The sequence below is a fragment of the Aquipseudomonas alcaligenes NBRC 14159 genome (assembly GCF_000467105.1).
Taxonomy (GTDB): domain Bacteria; phylum Pseudomonadota; class Gammaproteobacteria; order Pseudomonadales; family Pseudomonadaceae; genus Aquipseudomonas; species Aquipseudomonas alcaligenes.
This window is the reverse complement of record NZ_BATI01000021.1, coordinates 56,645-72,189: the sequence shown is the minus strand read 5'-3', so window position 1 is coordinate 72,189 and position 15,545 is coordinate 56,645. Positions and strand designations below refer to the sequence as shown.

12 protein-coding genes are annotated in these 15,545 nt (G+C 66.6%); all 12 read right to left on the bottom strand.

What is annotated here, in order from left to right:
- Positions 1-102: 102 nt before the first annotated feature.
- The 12 genes from purD to PA6_RS13240 all read right to left on the bottom strand — a co-directional run bounded on the left by purD (position 103) and on the right by PA6_RS13240 (position 15,343).
- The gene (gene purD / locus PA6_RS13295) at positions 103-1,392 is read right to left on the bottom strand and encodes a phosphoribosylamine--glycine ligase (protein WP_021701447.1); all 1,290 of its coding nucleotides are present in this window, start codon (positions 1,390-1,392) and stop codon (positions 103-105) included.
- Between the two features lie 220 nt (positions 1,393-1,612).
- Positions 1,613-3,220: a bifunctional phosphoribosylaminoimidazolecarboxamide formyltransferase/IMP cyclohydrolase gene (gene purH / locus PA6_RS13290; protein WP_021701446.1), complete on the bottom strand. Its 1,608-nt coding sequence runs from the start codon at positions 3,218-3,220 to the stop codon at positions 1,613-1,615.
- A 79-nt stretch (positions 3,221-3,299) separates the two neighbouring features.
- Positions 3,300-3,635, bottom strand: coding sequence for a DNA-binding transcriptional regulator Fis (gene fis, locus PA6_RS13285; RefSeq protein WP_021701445.1), 336 nt, complete (start codon positions 3,633-3,635; stop codon positions 3,300-3,302).
- The gene (gene dusB / locus PA6_RS13280) at positions 3,632-4,630 is read right to left on the bottom strand and encodes a tRNA dihydrouridine synthase DusB (protein ID WP_021701444.1); all 999 of its coding nucleotides are present in this window, start codon (positions 4,628-4,630) and stop codon (positions 3,632-3,634) included. The genes fis and dusB overlap by 4 nt, the downstream gene beginning before the upstream one ends.
- 212 nt (positions 4,631-4,842) lie before the next feature.
- Positions 4,843-6,210 (bottom strand): DUF3426 domain-containing protein, encoded by a 1,368-nt coding sequence (locus tag PA6_RS13275; RefSeq protein WP_021701443.1) that lies wholly within the window; start codon positions 6,208-6,210, stop codon positions 4,843-4,845.
- Positions 6,211-6,271: 61 nt separating this feature from the next.
- Positions 6,272-7,153, bottom strand: coding sequence for a 50S ribosomal protein L11 methyltransferase (gene prmA / locus PA6_RS13270; protein WP_021701442.1), 882 nt, complete (start codon positions 7,151-7,153; stop codon positions 6,272-6,274).
- Positions 7,154-7,330: 177 nt separating this feature from the next.
- A complete protein-coding gene (gene accC / locus PA6_RS13265; RefSeq protein WP_021701441.1) occupies positions 7,331-8,686 on the bottom strand; it encodes an acetyl-CoA carboxylase biotin carboxylase subunit in 1,356 nt (451 codons plus the stop codon).
- Between the two features lie 17 nt (positions 8,687-8,703).
- Positions 8,704-9,168, bottom strand: a complete 465-nt coding sequence (accB, locus tag PA6_RS13260; protein WP_021701440.1) for an acetyl-CoA carboxylase biotin carboxyl carrier protein — start codon at positions 9,166-9,168, stop codon at positions 8,704-8,706.
- Positions 9,169-9,193: 25 nt separating this feature from the next.
- Positions 9,194-9,637 carry a type II 3-dehydroquinate dehydratase gene (gene aroQ / locus PA6_RS13255; RefSeq protein WP_021701439.1) on the bottom strand — a complete coding sequence of 148 codons (444 nt, stop codon included), beginning with the start codon at positions 9,635-9,637 and terminating at the stop codon, positions 9,194-9,196.
- A 122-nt stretch (positions 9,638-9,759) separates the two neighbouring features.
- Complete coding sequence (gene dsbD / locus PA6_RS13250; RefSeq protein ID WP_021701438.1) at positions 9,760-11,559, bottom strand: protein-disulfide reductase DsbD; 1,800 nt, start codon at positions 11,557-11,559, stop codon at positions 9,760-9,762.
- 113 nt (positions 11,560-11,672) lie between these two features.
- Positions 11,673-13,637: a methyl-accepting chemotaxis protein gene (locus PA6_RS24800; RefSeq protein ID WP_021701437.1), complete on the bottom strand. Its 1,965-nt coding sequence runs from the start codon at positions 13,635-13,637 to the stop codon at positions 11,673-11,675.
- An 83-nt stretch (positions 13,638-13,720) separates the two neighbouring features.
- On the bottom strand, positions 13,721-15,343 hold the full coding sequence (locus tag PA6_RS13240; protein WP_021701436.1) for a diguanylate cyclase: 1,623 nt from the start codon (positions 15,341-15,343) through the stop codon (positions 13,721-13,723).
- Positions 15,344-15,545: the final 202 nt, after the last annotated feature.

Below are 15,545 nucleotides of genomic sequence, written 5' to 3'. Positions count from 1 at the left end.
CGGCTTATGCGCAAAAGGCAGCCATGCCGGCTGCCTTTCTGGGGAGTTTACCGCATCTTTACTATGCGGCCGGTCGCGAATCGGCGTGACCGGCCTGCCGGATCAGCTTTCTCCCTGCTCGCGGGCGATGGCGCGGTAGCCGATGTCGGTGCGGTAGAAGCTGCCGTTCCAGCGGATCTGCTCGGCCAGGCGGTAGGCCTGCTGCTGGGCGGACGACACGCTCGGGCCAATGGCGGTGGCGCACAGCACGCGGCCGCCGGCGGTGACGACCTTGCCGTCCTTCAGCGCGGTACCGGCGTGGAACACCTTGCCGTCGATCTTGGCGGCGGCGTCCAGGCCCTCGATCACGTCACCCTTGGCGTAGTCGCCCGGATAGCCACCGGCGGCGATCACCACACCCACGGTCGGGCGCGGGTCCCAGGTCGCCTCGACCTTGTCCAGCGCCTTGGCCAGCGCGGCCTCGACCAGCAGCACCAGGGAGGATTCCAGGCGCAGCATGACCGGCTGGGTCTCCGGGTCGCCGAAGCGGCAGTTGAACTCGATGACCTTGGGCTTGCCGGCCTTGTCGATCATCAGACCGGCATAGAGGAAGCCGGTGTAGACGTTGCCTTCGGCGGCCATGCCGCGCACGGTAGGGTAGATCACTTCGTCCATCACGCGCTGGTGCACGTCCGGAGTGACCACCGGAGCCGGCGAGTAGGCGCCCATACCACCGGTGTTCGGGCCGCTGTCGCCGTCGCCGACGCGCTTGTGGTCCTGACTGGTGGCCATCGGCAGCACGTTCTCGCCGTCGACCATGACGATGAACGACGCTTCCTCGCCGTCGAGGAACTCCTCGATCACCACGCGCGCGCCGGCGTCACCGAAGGCGTTGCCCGACAGCATGTCACGCACGGCTTCTTCGGCTTCGGCCAGGGTCATGGCGACGATCACGCCCTTGCCGGCGGCCAGGCCGTCGGCCTTGACCACGATGGGGGCGCCTTTCTCGCGCAGGTAGGCCAGGGCCGGCTCGACTTCGGTGAAGTTCTGGTAGTCGGCAGTCGGAATCTTGTGGCGGGCCAGGAAGTCTTTGGTAAAGGCCTTGGAGCCTTCCAGCTGGGCGGCGGCGGCGGTGGGGCCGAAGATGTCCAGGCCGCGCGAACGGAACAGGTCGACCACGCCCTTCACCAGCGGCGCCTCAGGGCCGACGATGGTCAGCTGCACGTTCTTCTCGGCGAAGTCGGCCAGCTGCTCGATGGCCAGCACGTCGATGGCCACGTTCTCGCACTTGGCCTCGGTGGCGGTGCCGGCGTTGCCTGGGGCGACGAAGACCTTCTCGACGCGCTTGTCCTGCGCCACTTTCCAGGCCAGGGCGTGCTCGCGGCCGCCGCTGCCGATGATCAGTACGTTCATGTCTCTCTCCTTGTGGAGGCGGGCCGGTGGCCCGTTCGGTGGACAGCTTCGGCTGTCCACCCTACGAAAATCTTGCTTCTAGCGCTCTATCGGGCCGTGATGGAGCGTCTGGCTGCTAGGCGGAGGTCGGTTCGACGAGCGCAGTTGCCTAGTGGCAATGAGCATCGGCGAATCGGCCTCCAACAACGCAGACGGGCGCTTCAGCGCGGCCGTGCCACGGTTAGTGGCGGAAGTGGCGCATGCCGGTGAACACCATCGCGATTCCCGCTTCATCAGCGGCCGCGATGACTTCGGCATCTCGCATCGAACCACCCGGCTGGATCACTGCAGTGATGCCGACCTTGGCGGCATTGTCGATGCCGTCGCGGAACGGGAAGAAGGCGTCCGAGGCCATTACCGCGCCGGCAACCTGCAGGCCGGCGTGTTCGGCCTTGATGGCGGCGATGCGCGCGGAGTTGACGCGCGACATCTGGCCGGCACCGACGCCGATGGTCTGGCGGCCCTTGGCGTAGACGATGGCGTTGGATTTGACGAATTTGGCCACTTTCCAGGCGAACACCAGATCGTGGATTTCCTGTTCGGTCGGGGCGCGCTTGGTCACCACTTTCAGGTCGGCGGCGGTGATCATGCCGATATCACGGCTCTGTACCAGCAGGCCGCCGTTGACGCGTTTGAAGTCCCAGCCGGCGGCACGTTCGGCCGGCCACTCGCCGCACTCCAGCAGACGCACGTTGGCTTTGGCAGCGACCACGTCGCGGGCAGCCTGGGAGACTTTCGGCGCGATGATCACTTCGACGAACTGACGCTCGACGATGGCCTTGGCGGTTTCACCGTCCAGCTCACGGTTGAAGGCGATGATGCCGCCAAACGCGGATTCCGTATCGGTGGCATAGGCCAGGTCGTAGGCCTTGCGGATGCCGCCTTCTTCATCGGTGGCCACGGCCACGCCGCACGGGTTGGCGTGCTTGACGATGACGCAGGCCGGCTTGACGAAGCTCTTCACGCATTCCAGCGCGGCGTCGGTGTCGGCCACGTTGTTGAACGACAGTTCCTTGCCCTGCAGCTGGATGGCGGTAGCGACGCTGGCCTCGCCTTTCTGCGCTTCCACATAGAACGCCGCGCTCTGGTGCGGGTTCTCGCCGTAGCGCATTTCCTGGGCCTTGATGAACTGGCTGTTGAAGGTGCGCGGGAAGGCGCCGCGTTCTTCGGTGGACAGGGTGTCGCGGCTCTGGTCGATGGTGCCCAGGTAGTTGGCGATCATGCCGTCGTAGGCGGCGGTGTGCTCGAAGGCCTTCAGCGCCAGATCGAAGCGCTGGGCGTAGCTCAGGCCGCCGGCTTTCAGGCTGTCGACGATGCCGGCGTAGTCGCTGGCGTTGACCACGATGGCCACGTCTTTGTGGTTCTTGGCGGCGGAGCGGACCATGGTCGGACCGCCGATGTCGATGTTCTCGATGGCGTCGGCCAGGTCACAGCCGGGCTTGGCCACGGTGGCGGCGAAGGGGTAGAGGTTGACCGCGACCAGGTCGATCGGCTTGATGCCGTGCTGCTCCATCACGTCGCCGTCGAGGGCGCGACGGCCGAGGATGCCACCGTGGATCTTCGGGTGCAGGGTCTTCACGCGACCGTCCATCATCTCCGGGAAGCCGGTGTAGTCGGCGACTTCCACCGCGGCCACGCCGTTGTCCTTGAGCAGCTTGTAGGTGCCGCCGGTGGAGAGGATTTCCACGCCGAGGGCCTCGAGTTCGCGGGCGAATTCGAGGATGCCGGTCTTGTCGGAAACGCTGATCAGGGCGCAGCGAACGGGGAGGCGGGTGGTCTGGTCGGTCATTGCAAAGTCCATCGGAGCTGAGGAATTCAGTAAAAAAGGGCGGCTTGTGCGGGCCGCCCTTTTCCAGGCATTCGGGTGATTACAGCAGATCGTATTGCTTGAGCTTCTTGCGCAGGGTGCCGCGGTTCAGACCGAGCAGTTCGGAGGCCTTGGTCTGGTTACCCTTGACGTGGTTCATCACGGTTTCCAGCAGCGGCGCTTCGACCTCGGTCAGTACCAGGTTGTAGACGTCGGTGACGTCCGCTCCCTCGAGATGGGCAAAGTAGTTGTGCAGGGCCTTCTCCACACTGTCGCGCAGGGTCTGGCCCTGTTCGAACGGCGTGTTCAGGTGCTGCTTCAGGTTGGCGTTGTCGCTCACGGGTACTGCCCCATCAAAAACTGATTGCTCAAAAAAAGGCTCGGTCATCCTCGTCATGCGGCCACCTCATTTCCCTTATTGTTCTGCTCGGCGAAGAACTGCCGAACTGCGGTGTACTGCGCGTCCGTACTTTCCAGACGATTGAACTCGGCGCGAAACTCGCGGGCGCCGGGTAGAGTTGCCAGGTACCAGCCGACATGCTTGCGGGCGATGCGTACGCCCATCAGCTCGCCATAGAAGGCGTGCAAGGCGGCCAGGTGTTCCAGCAGGATCCGTTCTACTTCGTATAGTGTCGGCGCCGGCAGCTCCTTGCCGGTTGCCAGGAAATGGGCGATCTCGCGGAAGATCCACGGCCGCCCTTGCGCCGCACGACCGATCAGCAGGGCGTCGGCACCGGTGGCGTCGAGTACCTGCTGGGCCTTGTGCGGCGAATCGATGTCGCCATTGGCAAACACCGGAATGGAGATCGCCTGCTTGATCGCGGCGATGGTGTCGTACTCGGCGGAGCCGGTGTACAGGTCGGCGCGGGTCCGGCCGTGCACGGCCAGGGCGCTGATGCCGGCCTGTTCGGCGATCTTCGCCACGGTGATGCCGTTCTTGTTCGCGCGATCCCAGCCGGTGCGGATCTTCAGGGTCACCGGCACATCGACCGCTTTGACCACCGCATTGAGGATGGCCGTCACCAGCTCTTCATCTTTCATCAAGGCCGAGCCGGCGGCCTTGTTGCAGACCTTCTTGGCTGGGCAGCCCATGTTGATGTCGATGATCTGCGCGCCCAGCTCGACATTGCGACGGGCGGCCTCGGCCAGCATCTCGGGATCGCCGCCGGCGATCTGTACCGAGCGCGGCTCGGGATCGCCCTCGTGCACCAGACGCAGGCGCGACTTGCGGCTGTTCCACAGGCGTACGTCGCTGGTGACCATCTCGGAGACCACCATGCCGGCGCCAAGGCGCCGGCACAGCTGCCGGAACGGCTGATCGGTGACGCCCGCCATGGGGGCGAGGATCAGCTGGTTGGGCAGTGTGTAAGGGCCGATGCGTACCACCGACATGGTCATCCCTGTTGTCTCGAAGGTCGTTTCGGGCAATGGCGTAGCCTGCCAGAGAGCGAAACGGCGATCGGGGGAGTGCGAAAAAGGGAGGGCATGATACCCGCTCTCGATGACCGGATAAAGGCTGTTTTGAACAAATTATGAGCAGCCATCGGGTTATCGCCGTTGGCTGGGTGACAAGGCTGGAGCGCCGGAAATCCGGCGTCTGCGGCCTATTCGGGGGAGTGGAAGCTGAGGCTGTAGTTGACCGCTTTGGCGCCCGGGTCCTTGATCTCCAGGGAGATGTGGATGGGCGTCTGCGGCGGCATCTCGTCCTGGCCGGCCAGCTCGCCGCTGAGGTACTCGCTGGGGCGGAAACGGCTGCTGGCGATCAGCTGGCCGTTGAGGTCGGCGAAGCGCAGTTCCAGCAGCGGGAAAGGCTGGGCGAACTGGGCGCGGTTGTAGAGGATGGCGTCGACCATCAGCGCGTCCATGTATTGCGGGTGGCTGCGCACCACCAGGTTGGTGCTGCGGATCTGCGCGATATCGACCTTGGACGGCAGGGTGCAGCCGATTTCCGGGCAGATCGCCTCGAACCAGGGGCGATACTGGTCCTGACGCGCCAGTTCCTCGAAGTGATACACCGTGTACTGGGTGGCCAGCGCGCCGGCGGCAATGAGGTTCAGCAGGCCCCAGCCGATCCAGCGGCCCCAGGGCTTCTTCGGCTGCTGCCAGTCGAGGTGGAGCGGGTCTTCGCTGAGTTCCAGCAGGCTGTCGTCGCGCAATGCCGGTTCGCTGCGCACCGATTTGGCGGGCTGTGCCGGAGTCGACGTCGGCTCGGCGGCGATGCGGTAGTCGCCATCGGCGATCTCCTCGGCATCCTCCTCGTCGGCGGCGGACAGGTTGCCCAGCGGCGGCTCATCGCGCTCTGCCGGTGGTTCCTCGACGGGCTTGGCGCGAACCTGGGGTTCGGCGCGCAGCGGCTCGGGCGCGGGTTCCGGGCGCGGCCGCACCGGGGCCATGGTCGCGGTCTTGCGCGGCGGCTCGTCCTTGATCAGGGATTCGGCCCAGCTCTCGTCGTGGCGACTGTCTTCCTCGTCGGCATGCAGCAGCTGTGTGCCCGGCTTGGGCGCGCTGTCGATCGCCAGGAACTCGCGGGACAGCTGCATTTCCTGTTCTTCCAGCTTGGCCAGCTCCTCGTCGAGGTCGAGGCTGTCCAGGTCCAGATCGTCGTGAATCCACAGGGTATCGACGGATTTCTTCTCGGCCGCTGCCGGTTGGGCCGGTTTGGCCGGTACCGGAGCCGTCGCCGGTTGCGCAGCGACCGGTTGGGCCGGAGCGCTGGGCGCGGGCACTGCTGCTGCGGCTGGAGCAGGGCGGGGCGCAGGCGCAGGTGCTGCCGGGGCCGCGGGGCGCGCGGCTGTCGGTGCTGTGGCCGGTTTGCTGACCCGGTTCTGATCCACCAGCAGTTGCTGGGCGGCATTGAACACGCGCATGCAGGCCCCGCAGCGCACGGCGCCATGGGCTGCGCCCAGCTGCGCGCGACTGATGCGGAAGCTGGTACGGCAGTGGGGGCATTGGGTGACGAAGCTGTCGGTCATGCGGCGGTCCGTGCGAAACAGGGCGTTAGTTTACCCAAGCCGGGGCCTGGGTCGACAAGCTCTAGGCGCGTTTGACGCCGCTGATGCGTACCCAGCCGTCCTTGATCGCGGTCGGATCGAGGTCGAAGGCGTCTGCATAAGCCGCGCGAACTTCCTCGGCCTGCTCGGCGAGGATGCCGGACAGCGCCAGGCGGCCGCCGGCCTTGACCAGGGCGGTGATCTGCGGGGCCAGCGAGACCAGCGGGCCGGCCAGGATATTGGCCACCACCACTTCGGCCGGCTGTTGTGGCATGTCGGCGGGCAGGTAGACCGGGAAGCGCGCCGGGTCGATGCCGTTGCGCCCGGCATTGTCGCGCGAGGCCTCCAGCGCCTGCGGGTCGATGTCGGTACCGATGGCCTGCGGTGCGCCGAGCAGTAGGGCGGCAATCGCGAGGATGCCGGAGCCGCAGCCGAAGTCGATCACCGTGCAGTCATTCAGGTCCTGGCCGTCCAGCCATTCCAGGCACAGCGCGGTGGTCGGGTGGGTGCCGGTACCGAAAGCCAGGCCCGGGTCGAGCAGCAGGTTGACTGCCTCCGGCTCAGGCGCGGCGTGCCAGCTCGGCACGATCCACAGGCGCTGGCCGAAGCGCATGGGCTGGAAGTTGTCCATCCAGCTGCGTTCCCAGTCCTGGTCTTCGATGTGCTCGATCTCGTGGGCCGGCAGCTCGCCGCCGGTGAGCAGCTGCAGGTGCGCGACCAGGTTGGTCGGGTCGGTATCGGCCTCGAACAGCGCCAGCAGATGGGTGTTGGACCACAGCGGAGTGGTGCCCAGGTCCGGCTCGAAGATCGGCTGGTCTTCGGCGTCCATGAAGGTTACCGACACGGCGCCGACGCCGAGCAGGGCGTCCTCGTAGGTCTCCGCCTGTTCCGGGGTGATGGCGAGACGGACTTGTAACCAGGGCATGGGAAACCTCGTGAACGATGCGACGCTAGGTGCAATTGGCCGCGCAGCTTACTTGAGGGAGGGCTCGGCTGCCACCGCAGGCGCTGGCCGGAAACGACAAGGGCCGCCCGTGGGCGACCCTTGTGCGTGTAGGGCAGGTGAAACCCGCGCGGGTTGCTCCCGTCCTACGAACTCGCGTCAGTGCTTATCCATGCCCAGCTTCTTCTCAAGGTAGTGGATATTCACACCACCTTTATTGAAGCCCTTGTCGACCACCAGGTCGCGGTGCAGCGGGATATTGGTCTTGATGCCGTCGACCACGATCTCGTCCAGGGCGTTGCGCATGCGCGCCATGGCTTCGTCGCGGGTGCGACCGTAGCTGATCAGCTTGCCGATCAGCGAGTCGTAGTTCGGCGGTACCGAGTAGCCGCTGTACAGGTGCGAGTCGACGCGGATGCCGTTGCCGCCCGGGGCGTGGAAGTGCTTGACCTTGCCGGGGCAGGGCATGAAGTTGTCCGGGTCTTCGGCGTTGATCCGGCATTCCAGGGCGTGGCCGAGGATCTTCACGTCTTCCTGCTTGATCGACAGCTTGTTGCCGGCGGCGATGCTGAGCATCTCCTTGACGATGTCGATGCCGGTGACCATTTCGGTGACCGGATGCTCAACCTGCACGCGGGTGTTCATCTCGATGAAGTAGAAGCGACCGTCTTCATAGAGGAACTCGAAGGTGCCGGCGCCACGGTAGCCGATCTCCACGCAGGCATCGACGCAGCGCTTGAGCACTTCGGCGCGGGCCTTCTCGTCGATCAGCGGAGCGGGGGCTTCTTCCAGCACCTTCTGGTGACGGCGTTGCAGCGAGCAGTCGCGGTCATACAGGTGGATGGCGTTGCCCTGGCCGTCGGACAGCACCTGGACTTCCACGTGGCGCGGATTGCCGAGGAACTTCTCCAGGTAGACCATCGGGTTGCCGAACGCGGCACCGGCTTCGGTGCGGGTCAGCTTGGCCGACTTGATCAGGTCTTCTTCCTTGTGCACCACGCGCATGCCGCGACCACCGCCGCCGCCGGCGGCCTTAATGATCACCGGGTAGCCCACTTCACGGGCGATGCGCAGGGCTTCTTCCTCGTCTTCCGGCAGCGGGCCTTCGGAGCCCGGGACCACCGGCACGCCGGACTTGATCATGGCTTCCTTGGCCGAGACCTTGTCGCCCATCAGGCGGATCACGTCGCCGGTCGGGCCGATGAAGGCGAAGCCGGACTTCTCGACGCGCTCGGCGAAGTCGGCGTTCTCGGCCAGGAAGCCGTAGCCCGGGTGGATGGCGGTGGCGCCAGTGACTTCGGCGGCGCTGATGATGGCCGGAATGCTCAGATAGGACTGCGCGCCCGGCGCCGGGCCGATGCACACGGTCTCGTCGGCCAGACCCAGGTGCATCAGGTCACGGTCGGCGGTGGAGTAGACGGCCACCGTCTTGATGCCCATTTCCTTGCAGGCGCGCAGGATGCGCAGGGCGATTTCGCCACGGTTGGCGATCAGGACTTTCTCCAGCTTCTGCATCGCAGGTTCCCCGCGCATCAAACGATGGTGAACAGGGGCTGGTCGTACTCAACCGGCTGGCCGTTCTCGACGAGGATCGACTCGATCACGCCGCTGGCCTCGGCCTCGATGTGGTTCATCATCTTCATGGCTTCGACGATGCACAGGATGTCGCCTTTCTTCACGGTCTGGCCGATTTCGGCGAAGTTGCCGGAGGTCGGCGAGGCGGCGCGGTAGAAGGTGCCGACCATCGGCGAGCGCACCACATGGCCGTTCAGCTTGGCGGCGGCCGGTGCGGCGTCGGCCGCCGGGGCTGCAGCGGCGACCGGGGCAACCGGCGCGGCGACCGGGGCCGGGGCGGCGGCGTAGATCGGCTGGGCGGCCATGGCCTTGTTGCTATGGCGGCTGATGCGCACGGACTCTTCGCCCTCGCGGATTTCCAGCTCGTCGATACCGGACTCTTCCAGCAGCTCGATCAGTTTTTTGACTTTACGGATATCCATAGTTTTGCAACTCCCAAGGGTGAGGTCAGGGGCGTTCTAATTGTTCCAGGGCAGCCTCCAAAGCCAGGCGGTAGCCGCTGGCGCCGAGGCCGCAGATCACTCCCACCGCTACGTCGGAGAAGTAGGAGTGATGGCGGAATGGTTCGCGCTTGTGCACGTTGGACAGGTGCACTTCGATGAATGGGATGCTCACCGCCAGCAACGCGTCACGTAATGCGACGCTGGTGTGAGTGAAAGCGGCCGGATTGATGACGATGAAGTCGACTCCTTCACCTTTCGCCGCATGAATGCGCTCGATCAGCTCGTACTCGGCATTGCTCTGCAGGTACAGCAGATGATGGCCGGCGGCGCGGGCGCGCTGCTCCAGATCCTGATTGATCTCGGCTAGGGTAGTGGCGCCGTATTTGTCGGGTTCGCGGGTACCCAGCAGGTTGAGGTTGGGGCCGTGCAGCACCAGTAGGGTGGCCATGGGCGCTTCCTTGTTGTTCTGACCGTGGATTGGCCGGGACTATGCCGAAAGCGCTGCGGGCTGTCCAGTTGCCGGGAGTAGTCGGCAAGATGGGCGAAATTTGCGGCAGAAATATGACGTCGTCAGTTCTGGCGTGCGGCGGCGCGGGTCAGGCGTTCGGCGAAGTCGGCGGCGCTGATTTCACCTACGACACGCAGATCGGCCCATTCGTCACCCTTCGGCCCGAAGAACAGGATCGCCGGCGGGCCGAACAGCTGATAGCGGTCGAGCAGGGCGCGCTGGTCTTCGCGGCTTTCGGTGATGTCGAAGCGGATCAGCCGGTAGCCGCCCAGCTGCGCGGTCACGGTCGGCGCCGTGAGTACCTCGCGCTCGATCACCTTGCAGCTGATGCACCAGTCGGCGTACCAGTCCAGCAGCAGCGGCTGGCCGGCGCTTTTTGCCTCGGCCAGCGCGGCATCCAGTTCGGCCGGGGTGGTCACGGTCTGCCATTCGCTCTGCTGCGCGCTGGGTGCTGCGACGGCTGCGCCGACCTGGGCATGCCCCAGCGGACGCAGCGGGTCGCTCTCGCCCTGCAGGGCGCCAACCCAGGCGACCAGCGCGTAGACCAGCAGCGGCAGGCCGAGCAGCTGCGCCAGTTTCTGGTGGTGGGTCTTGGGCGTCAGCTCCAGCACGCCCAGCCACAGGGCGATACCGGCGGCCAGCAGGCCCCACAGCGCCAGTGCGAGCGGACCGGGCACCACGCGTTCGAGCAGCCACACTGCCACCGCCATCAGCAGGGCACCGAAGGCGTTGCGCACGGTGACCATCCAGGGGCCGGACTTCGGTAGCAGGGCGCCACCGCCGACGGCGAACAGCACCAGCGGCGCACCCATGCCCAGGCCCAGGGCGAGCAGCTTGAGGCCGCCGCCGAGGGCGTCGCCGCTGCTGCTGATATACAGCAGGGCACCGGCCAGCGGCGCCGACACGCAGGGCGATACCAGCAGGCTGGACAGTACGCCGAGAGCGGCGGCGCTGAAGATGGTGCCGCCGTGCAGACGCTGACTCAGACGCTGCAGGCGCCCGTCGATGGCGGCCGGCAGGCGCAGTTCGAGGAAGCCCAGGCTGGCGGCGCCGAACAGGGCGAAGAAGATGGCGAAGGGTACCAGCACCCAGGGCGACTGCAGGCGTGCCTGCAGGTTGAGTTCGGCGCCGAACAGGCCCATCAGCGCGCCGAGGATGGCGAAACTGAGTGCCATCGGCAGTACGTAGGCCAGCGACAGCACCAGGCCGCGAGTGCCGCCGGGCTGGCCGCGCAGCACCACGCCGGTGAGGATCGGCAGCATCGGCAGCACGCAGGGGGTGAAGGTCAGGGCCAGGCCGCCGAGGAAGAACAGCGCCAGTTCCTTCCAGGTCCAGCCGGCCTGCGCCGGTGCGCTGGGCGCCGTGCCGGCTGCGGGCGCGGTCGGGGCCGCGCCCTGGCCGTCGACTTCGACGCGTTCGTTTTCCGGTGGGTAGCACAGGCCCTTGTCGGCACAGCCCTGGTAGGACACGTGCACGGTGAAGGGCAGGTCGATGGGGTTGTCCAGCGGCAGCTCGACGTCGGTGATGCCGTAGTACACCTCGACATCGCCGAAGTACTGGTCGTGCTTGGGCTTGCCCGCCGGCAGCCGCGCCTCGCCCTTGGCCAGGTCGCTGGGCTCGATGCGGAACTTGAACTGGTGGCGATAAAGGTAATAGCCCTCGGCCGCCACGAAGCGCAGCTTCACCGACTGGGCATCGCTGCTAACCAGGCTGAGGCGAAAAGCCTCGCGCACCGGCAGGAAGTCGCTGCTGTTGTTCAGCGGGGCATCATCGATCACGCCGCGCGGGGCCGGGTCGTCGAACAGACCGGCGAGGGCGGGCAGGGTGAACAGCAGCAGGAACAGAGGGAGCAGACGGCGCATGACGGGCTCGCACGACGGACTTGGCGGGCATCATACCCAAGTCCGGCGGCGGACCCCAGGCGACCGGGTGGCGCAGAGCGTAAGCGGATGTTGGCGGCCGACGCGTGGTGCCGCTAGGCCACGCGAAACGCCTGCACCGCCGTGTGCAGCTGGCTGCCCAGCTGCAGCAGTTGTTCACCCTGGACGCGACCTTCACCGATGCGGGTCAGGTTGTCGCCGCCCAGGTGGTGGATGCGTTCGCTGCGGTCGCGGATTTCGCTGGCGGCGCCACCCTGCTGGGCGGTGGCCTCGGCGGTGCGCTCGGCCATGCTGGCGATGGTACGGATGGCGCCGACCACCTGGTCCAGCGCGCCATCGGCCTGTTCGGCCTGCTCGGCGGTGGCTTCGGCATGTTCTACCTGGGCGCGCATCGCCGCTACCGATTGCTGGGCGGCCTGCTGCAGGCGGGCGATCAATTGCTGGATCTCCTCGGTGGCGCCGCTGGTGCGCTGGGCCAGCGAGCGCACTTCCTCGGCCACCACGGCGAAGCCGCGGCCCATCTCGCCGGCGCGTGCCGCCTCGATGGCGGCGTTGAGGGCGAGCAGGTTGGTCTGTTCGGCCACGCCGCGGATCACCGTGAGCACCTGGCCGATGGTGGCGGTCTCGGTGGCCAATTGTTCGATCGACTGGGCATTGCCCTGCACCTCGCCGACCAGATCATGCAGGCCCTTGAGGCTCTGCTCGATTACCCGCTGGCCCTGTTCCACCGCGCGGCTGGCGGCGCGGCTGGCGTCGGCGGCCTGGCTGGCGTCGCCGGCCACGCTGGCAATGGTGTGTTCGAGTTCGCCGAGGGCGTCGCGGATCTGCGCGGTATCGGCCAGCTGGCGCTCGGCGCCGCCGTGCAGGCCCTGGCTCAGCTCGGCCAGGGTGCGGCTGCTGCCGGCCACTTCGCCGGCGTGCTGGTGGATGGTGCCGACCAGCTCGACCAGATAGCGGCGCAGGCGGTTGAGCGAGTCCTCGATGTCGCGCATCTCGCGGGTGCGCGCCTGCAGCTGGATGTCGGCGGCGAAGTCGCCGGCCGCCCAGGTCGACAGGGCCGGGGCCAGACGCGTGAGGACATGGCTCATGCGCCGCTGGATCTGGTCGAGGAACAGCGCGATCAGCAGGATCAGGCCGATCGCCAGGCCCTGCACCAGGCGCACTTCAGCCTGGATGCGCGCATGCTCGGCGCGCACCTCCGGCTCCAGCGCGGCCAGGGCCTGCTGCAGGTCGTCGACCCGCCTGGCGCTGGCACTGGCCAGTTCGGCGCGCTGGCGGACCAGCGCCTGGGTGCGCTGCAGTTCGGCCGGATAGCGCTTGAGCAGGCTGCTCAGCTCGCGCTTGAGGGCGATGCCCTGATCCTCGGCCTGCTCGTCTTCGGCGCCACTGTCCAGGCCGAGCATGGCGGCAAAGCTGTCACCCGCGTCGCTGCTCTCGGTGACACCGAGCAGCGGCAGGTTCTGCAATTCGCTGGCGCGCAGGCTGAGTGCCGCCAGTTCGCGTTCGACATCGCCAGCCAGTTCGCTGCGGCCACTGCTGACCAGCTTGCCGCGGGCATGGGCCAGGCGTGCCAGGTGCTGAGCGGCCTGGAACAGGGGGAGTTGGTAGGTGCCGGCCTGACTGTTACCGCTGGCCGAAGCGTATTGCTGCAGCTGCTCCAGGGTGCCGCCGATCTCGCGCTCGGCCTGCAGCAGCAGGCCCTGCGGGTCGCCGGCCAGCTTGCCGGCAGCGAGCAGGTCGCCGGCGACGAACTGGCTGAGCTCTTCCAGGCTCGGGCGTAGGCTGTCGGCCAGCTGCGGCGGCAGTTCGCCGAGTTGCGTGGCCAGTGTCTCGATGGCCTGCTGGGCCTGCTTGTGGCGCAGGGCGTCGCCGCTGCCCAGGTAGGCCTGCACGTTGTCCGCGACCTGCTGCTGGAACTGTTGTGACAGGGCCAGGTAGCGCTGCATCAGCAGGTAAGGGCGCTCCAGCGCGGTCTCGGACCACCAGAGGGTGCCGCCGAGGGCGACGCAGGCGGTGACCAGCAGGGCGGTGGAGAGGTTGGTGAGCTGCTTGAGACGCATGATCGGGCACCGGAGAAGCTACGGAGGTGATGCCCGGGAGGTTATTGCGGTTTGGTTACGGCTTTATGACGGCGTGACCTGGGTCACGCTTCGTCGAGGTAGATCTCGACCCGGTTACGGCCGCCGCGCTTGGCCACGTAGAGCGCTTCGTCGGCCTGTTTCGACAGGGCGTTGCCGTCCATGTCGTCACGCAGTTCGGCGATGCCGCAACTGAAGGTGCAGGACAGGTCATGCGGCTGCGCCGGGTAGTGGATCTCGGCGAAGCGCCGGCGGATCTCGTCGAGCACCTTGGCCGCGGTCACCGCGTCGGTGTCCGGCAGCACCACGGCGAATTCCTCGCCACCGTAGCGGCCGATATGGTCGGTCTTGCGCAGACGCTGCTTGAGGAACAGCGCCAGGCTCTTGATCACCCGGTCGCCCATGGGGTGGCCGTAGGTGTCGTTGACCTTCTTGAAGTGGTCGATGTCGATCATCGCGAAGGTCAGCGGCTGGCCGTCGCGACGGGCGCGGAAGCGCGCGTCTTCCAGCAGCTGCAGGGTGTGGGTGTGGTTGAACAGCCCGGTGAGGCTGTCGCGCACCATGCGTGCCTTGAGGTTGCGCGCCCGGGCCGCGCGGTTGCGCACGGTGGCGATCAGGTGGCGCGGCTTGATCGGCTTGGTCAGGAAGTCGTCGCCGCCCTCGCTCATGGCGTCGAGCTGCTTGTCCAGGTCGTCCTCGGCGGACAGGTAGATGATCGGCACGCTGACGTAGCGGTCGTTGTGGCGAATCACCTTGGCCAGCTCGGTGCCGTTGCACTCGGGCATGTACATGTCGAGGATGATCAGGTCGGGCTGGAATTCGGCCAGCTCGGCCATCGCCTGGATCGGCTCGGTAAGGGTGCGGGTGACGATGCCGGCGCTGTTCAGCACGCGCTCGGTGTGGGTGGCCTGGGCCCGCGAGTCGTCGACGATCAGCACCTTGTAGGGGTCGTAGTGGACCACGTTGGTGAGGATCTCGATGCGCTCGATCAGGCCGGAGGCGTCCAGGCTGCCGGTGAAGAACTCCTGGCCACCGGCGCGCACGGCGGCCAGGCGGGTCGGGGTATCGACGTCGTCATGACTGAAGAACAGCAGCGGCAGCTTCTGCTCCAGGCCTTGCTGCGCCTCGGCGGCCAGCTGCAGGCCGAGGCCCGGGCCGGCGAAATCCACTTCCATCAGAATGGCGGCCGGATGGCGCTCGGCCATGGCGGCGCGGAAGGCCGCGGCGCTGCCGAAGTGCTGGGCACTCAGGCCGAAGAACTCCAGCTGCTGGGCCAGGCGCTGGGCGCGCTCCTGATCCTGCAGGGCCAGGTACACCGGTTTGCGCAGCGGCGGCAGGAAGGTCTGCTCGTACTGGTCGCCATGGCGCAGGCCGGTGCGCGACAGGCGCTGCATGAGCTGGTTGAGTTCGGTGATCAGCTGGCTGTTGAGACGGCCGCGATTGCCTTCCACGGTCTCCAGGCACTGACCGATGCCGCGGGCCAGCTGGATATGCAGATCCTGCTCGAAGCGTTCGGCATAGCGCAGCAAACCGAGGTTGGTCTCCGCCAGCTCGGCCATGACGCTCGCGCCCCATTCCTCCTGCTGCAGGCGCTGCCACACTTCCAGCACCTGGCGGGCCTGGTGGATCACGCGCTTGGCGAAGTGTTGCTTGAGGCGGTCGCGACTGGGATCTTCGTGCTCGTTCATGACTAACATCTGATGGTAATCCAGCCAGTGGCCGGGTGATGGCATGATGCTACCACTGGTAACATGCCCTAGGGCGGCCGTCGGTCATTTGGCGTCAACCCGCCAGCATTTGGCCGATTTGCCACCTTACCAGGCATTCCGACACTGCTTGTGCGCTGCGCTTCACTTATAGTGCGGGACAATGGTCCGCCGCGGAAAGGGG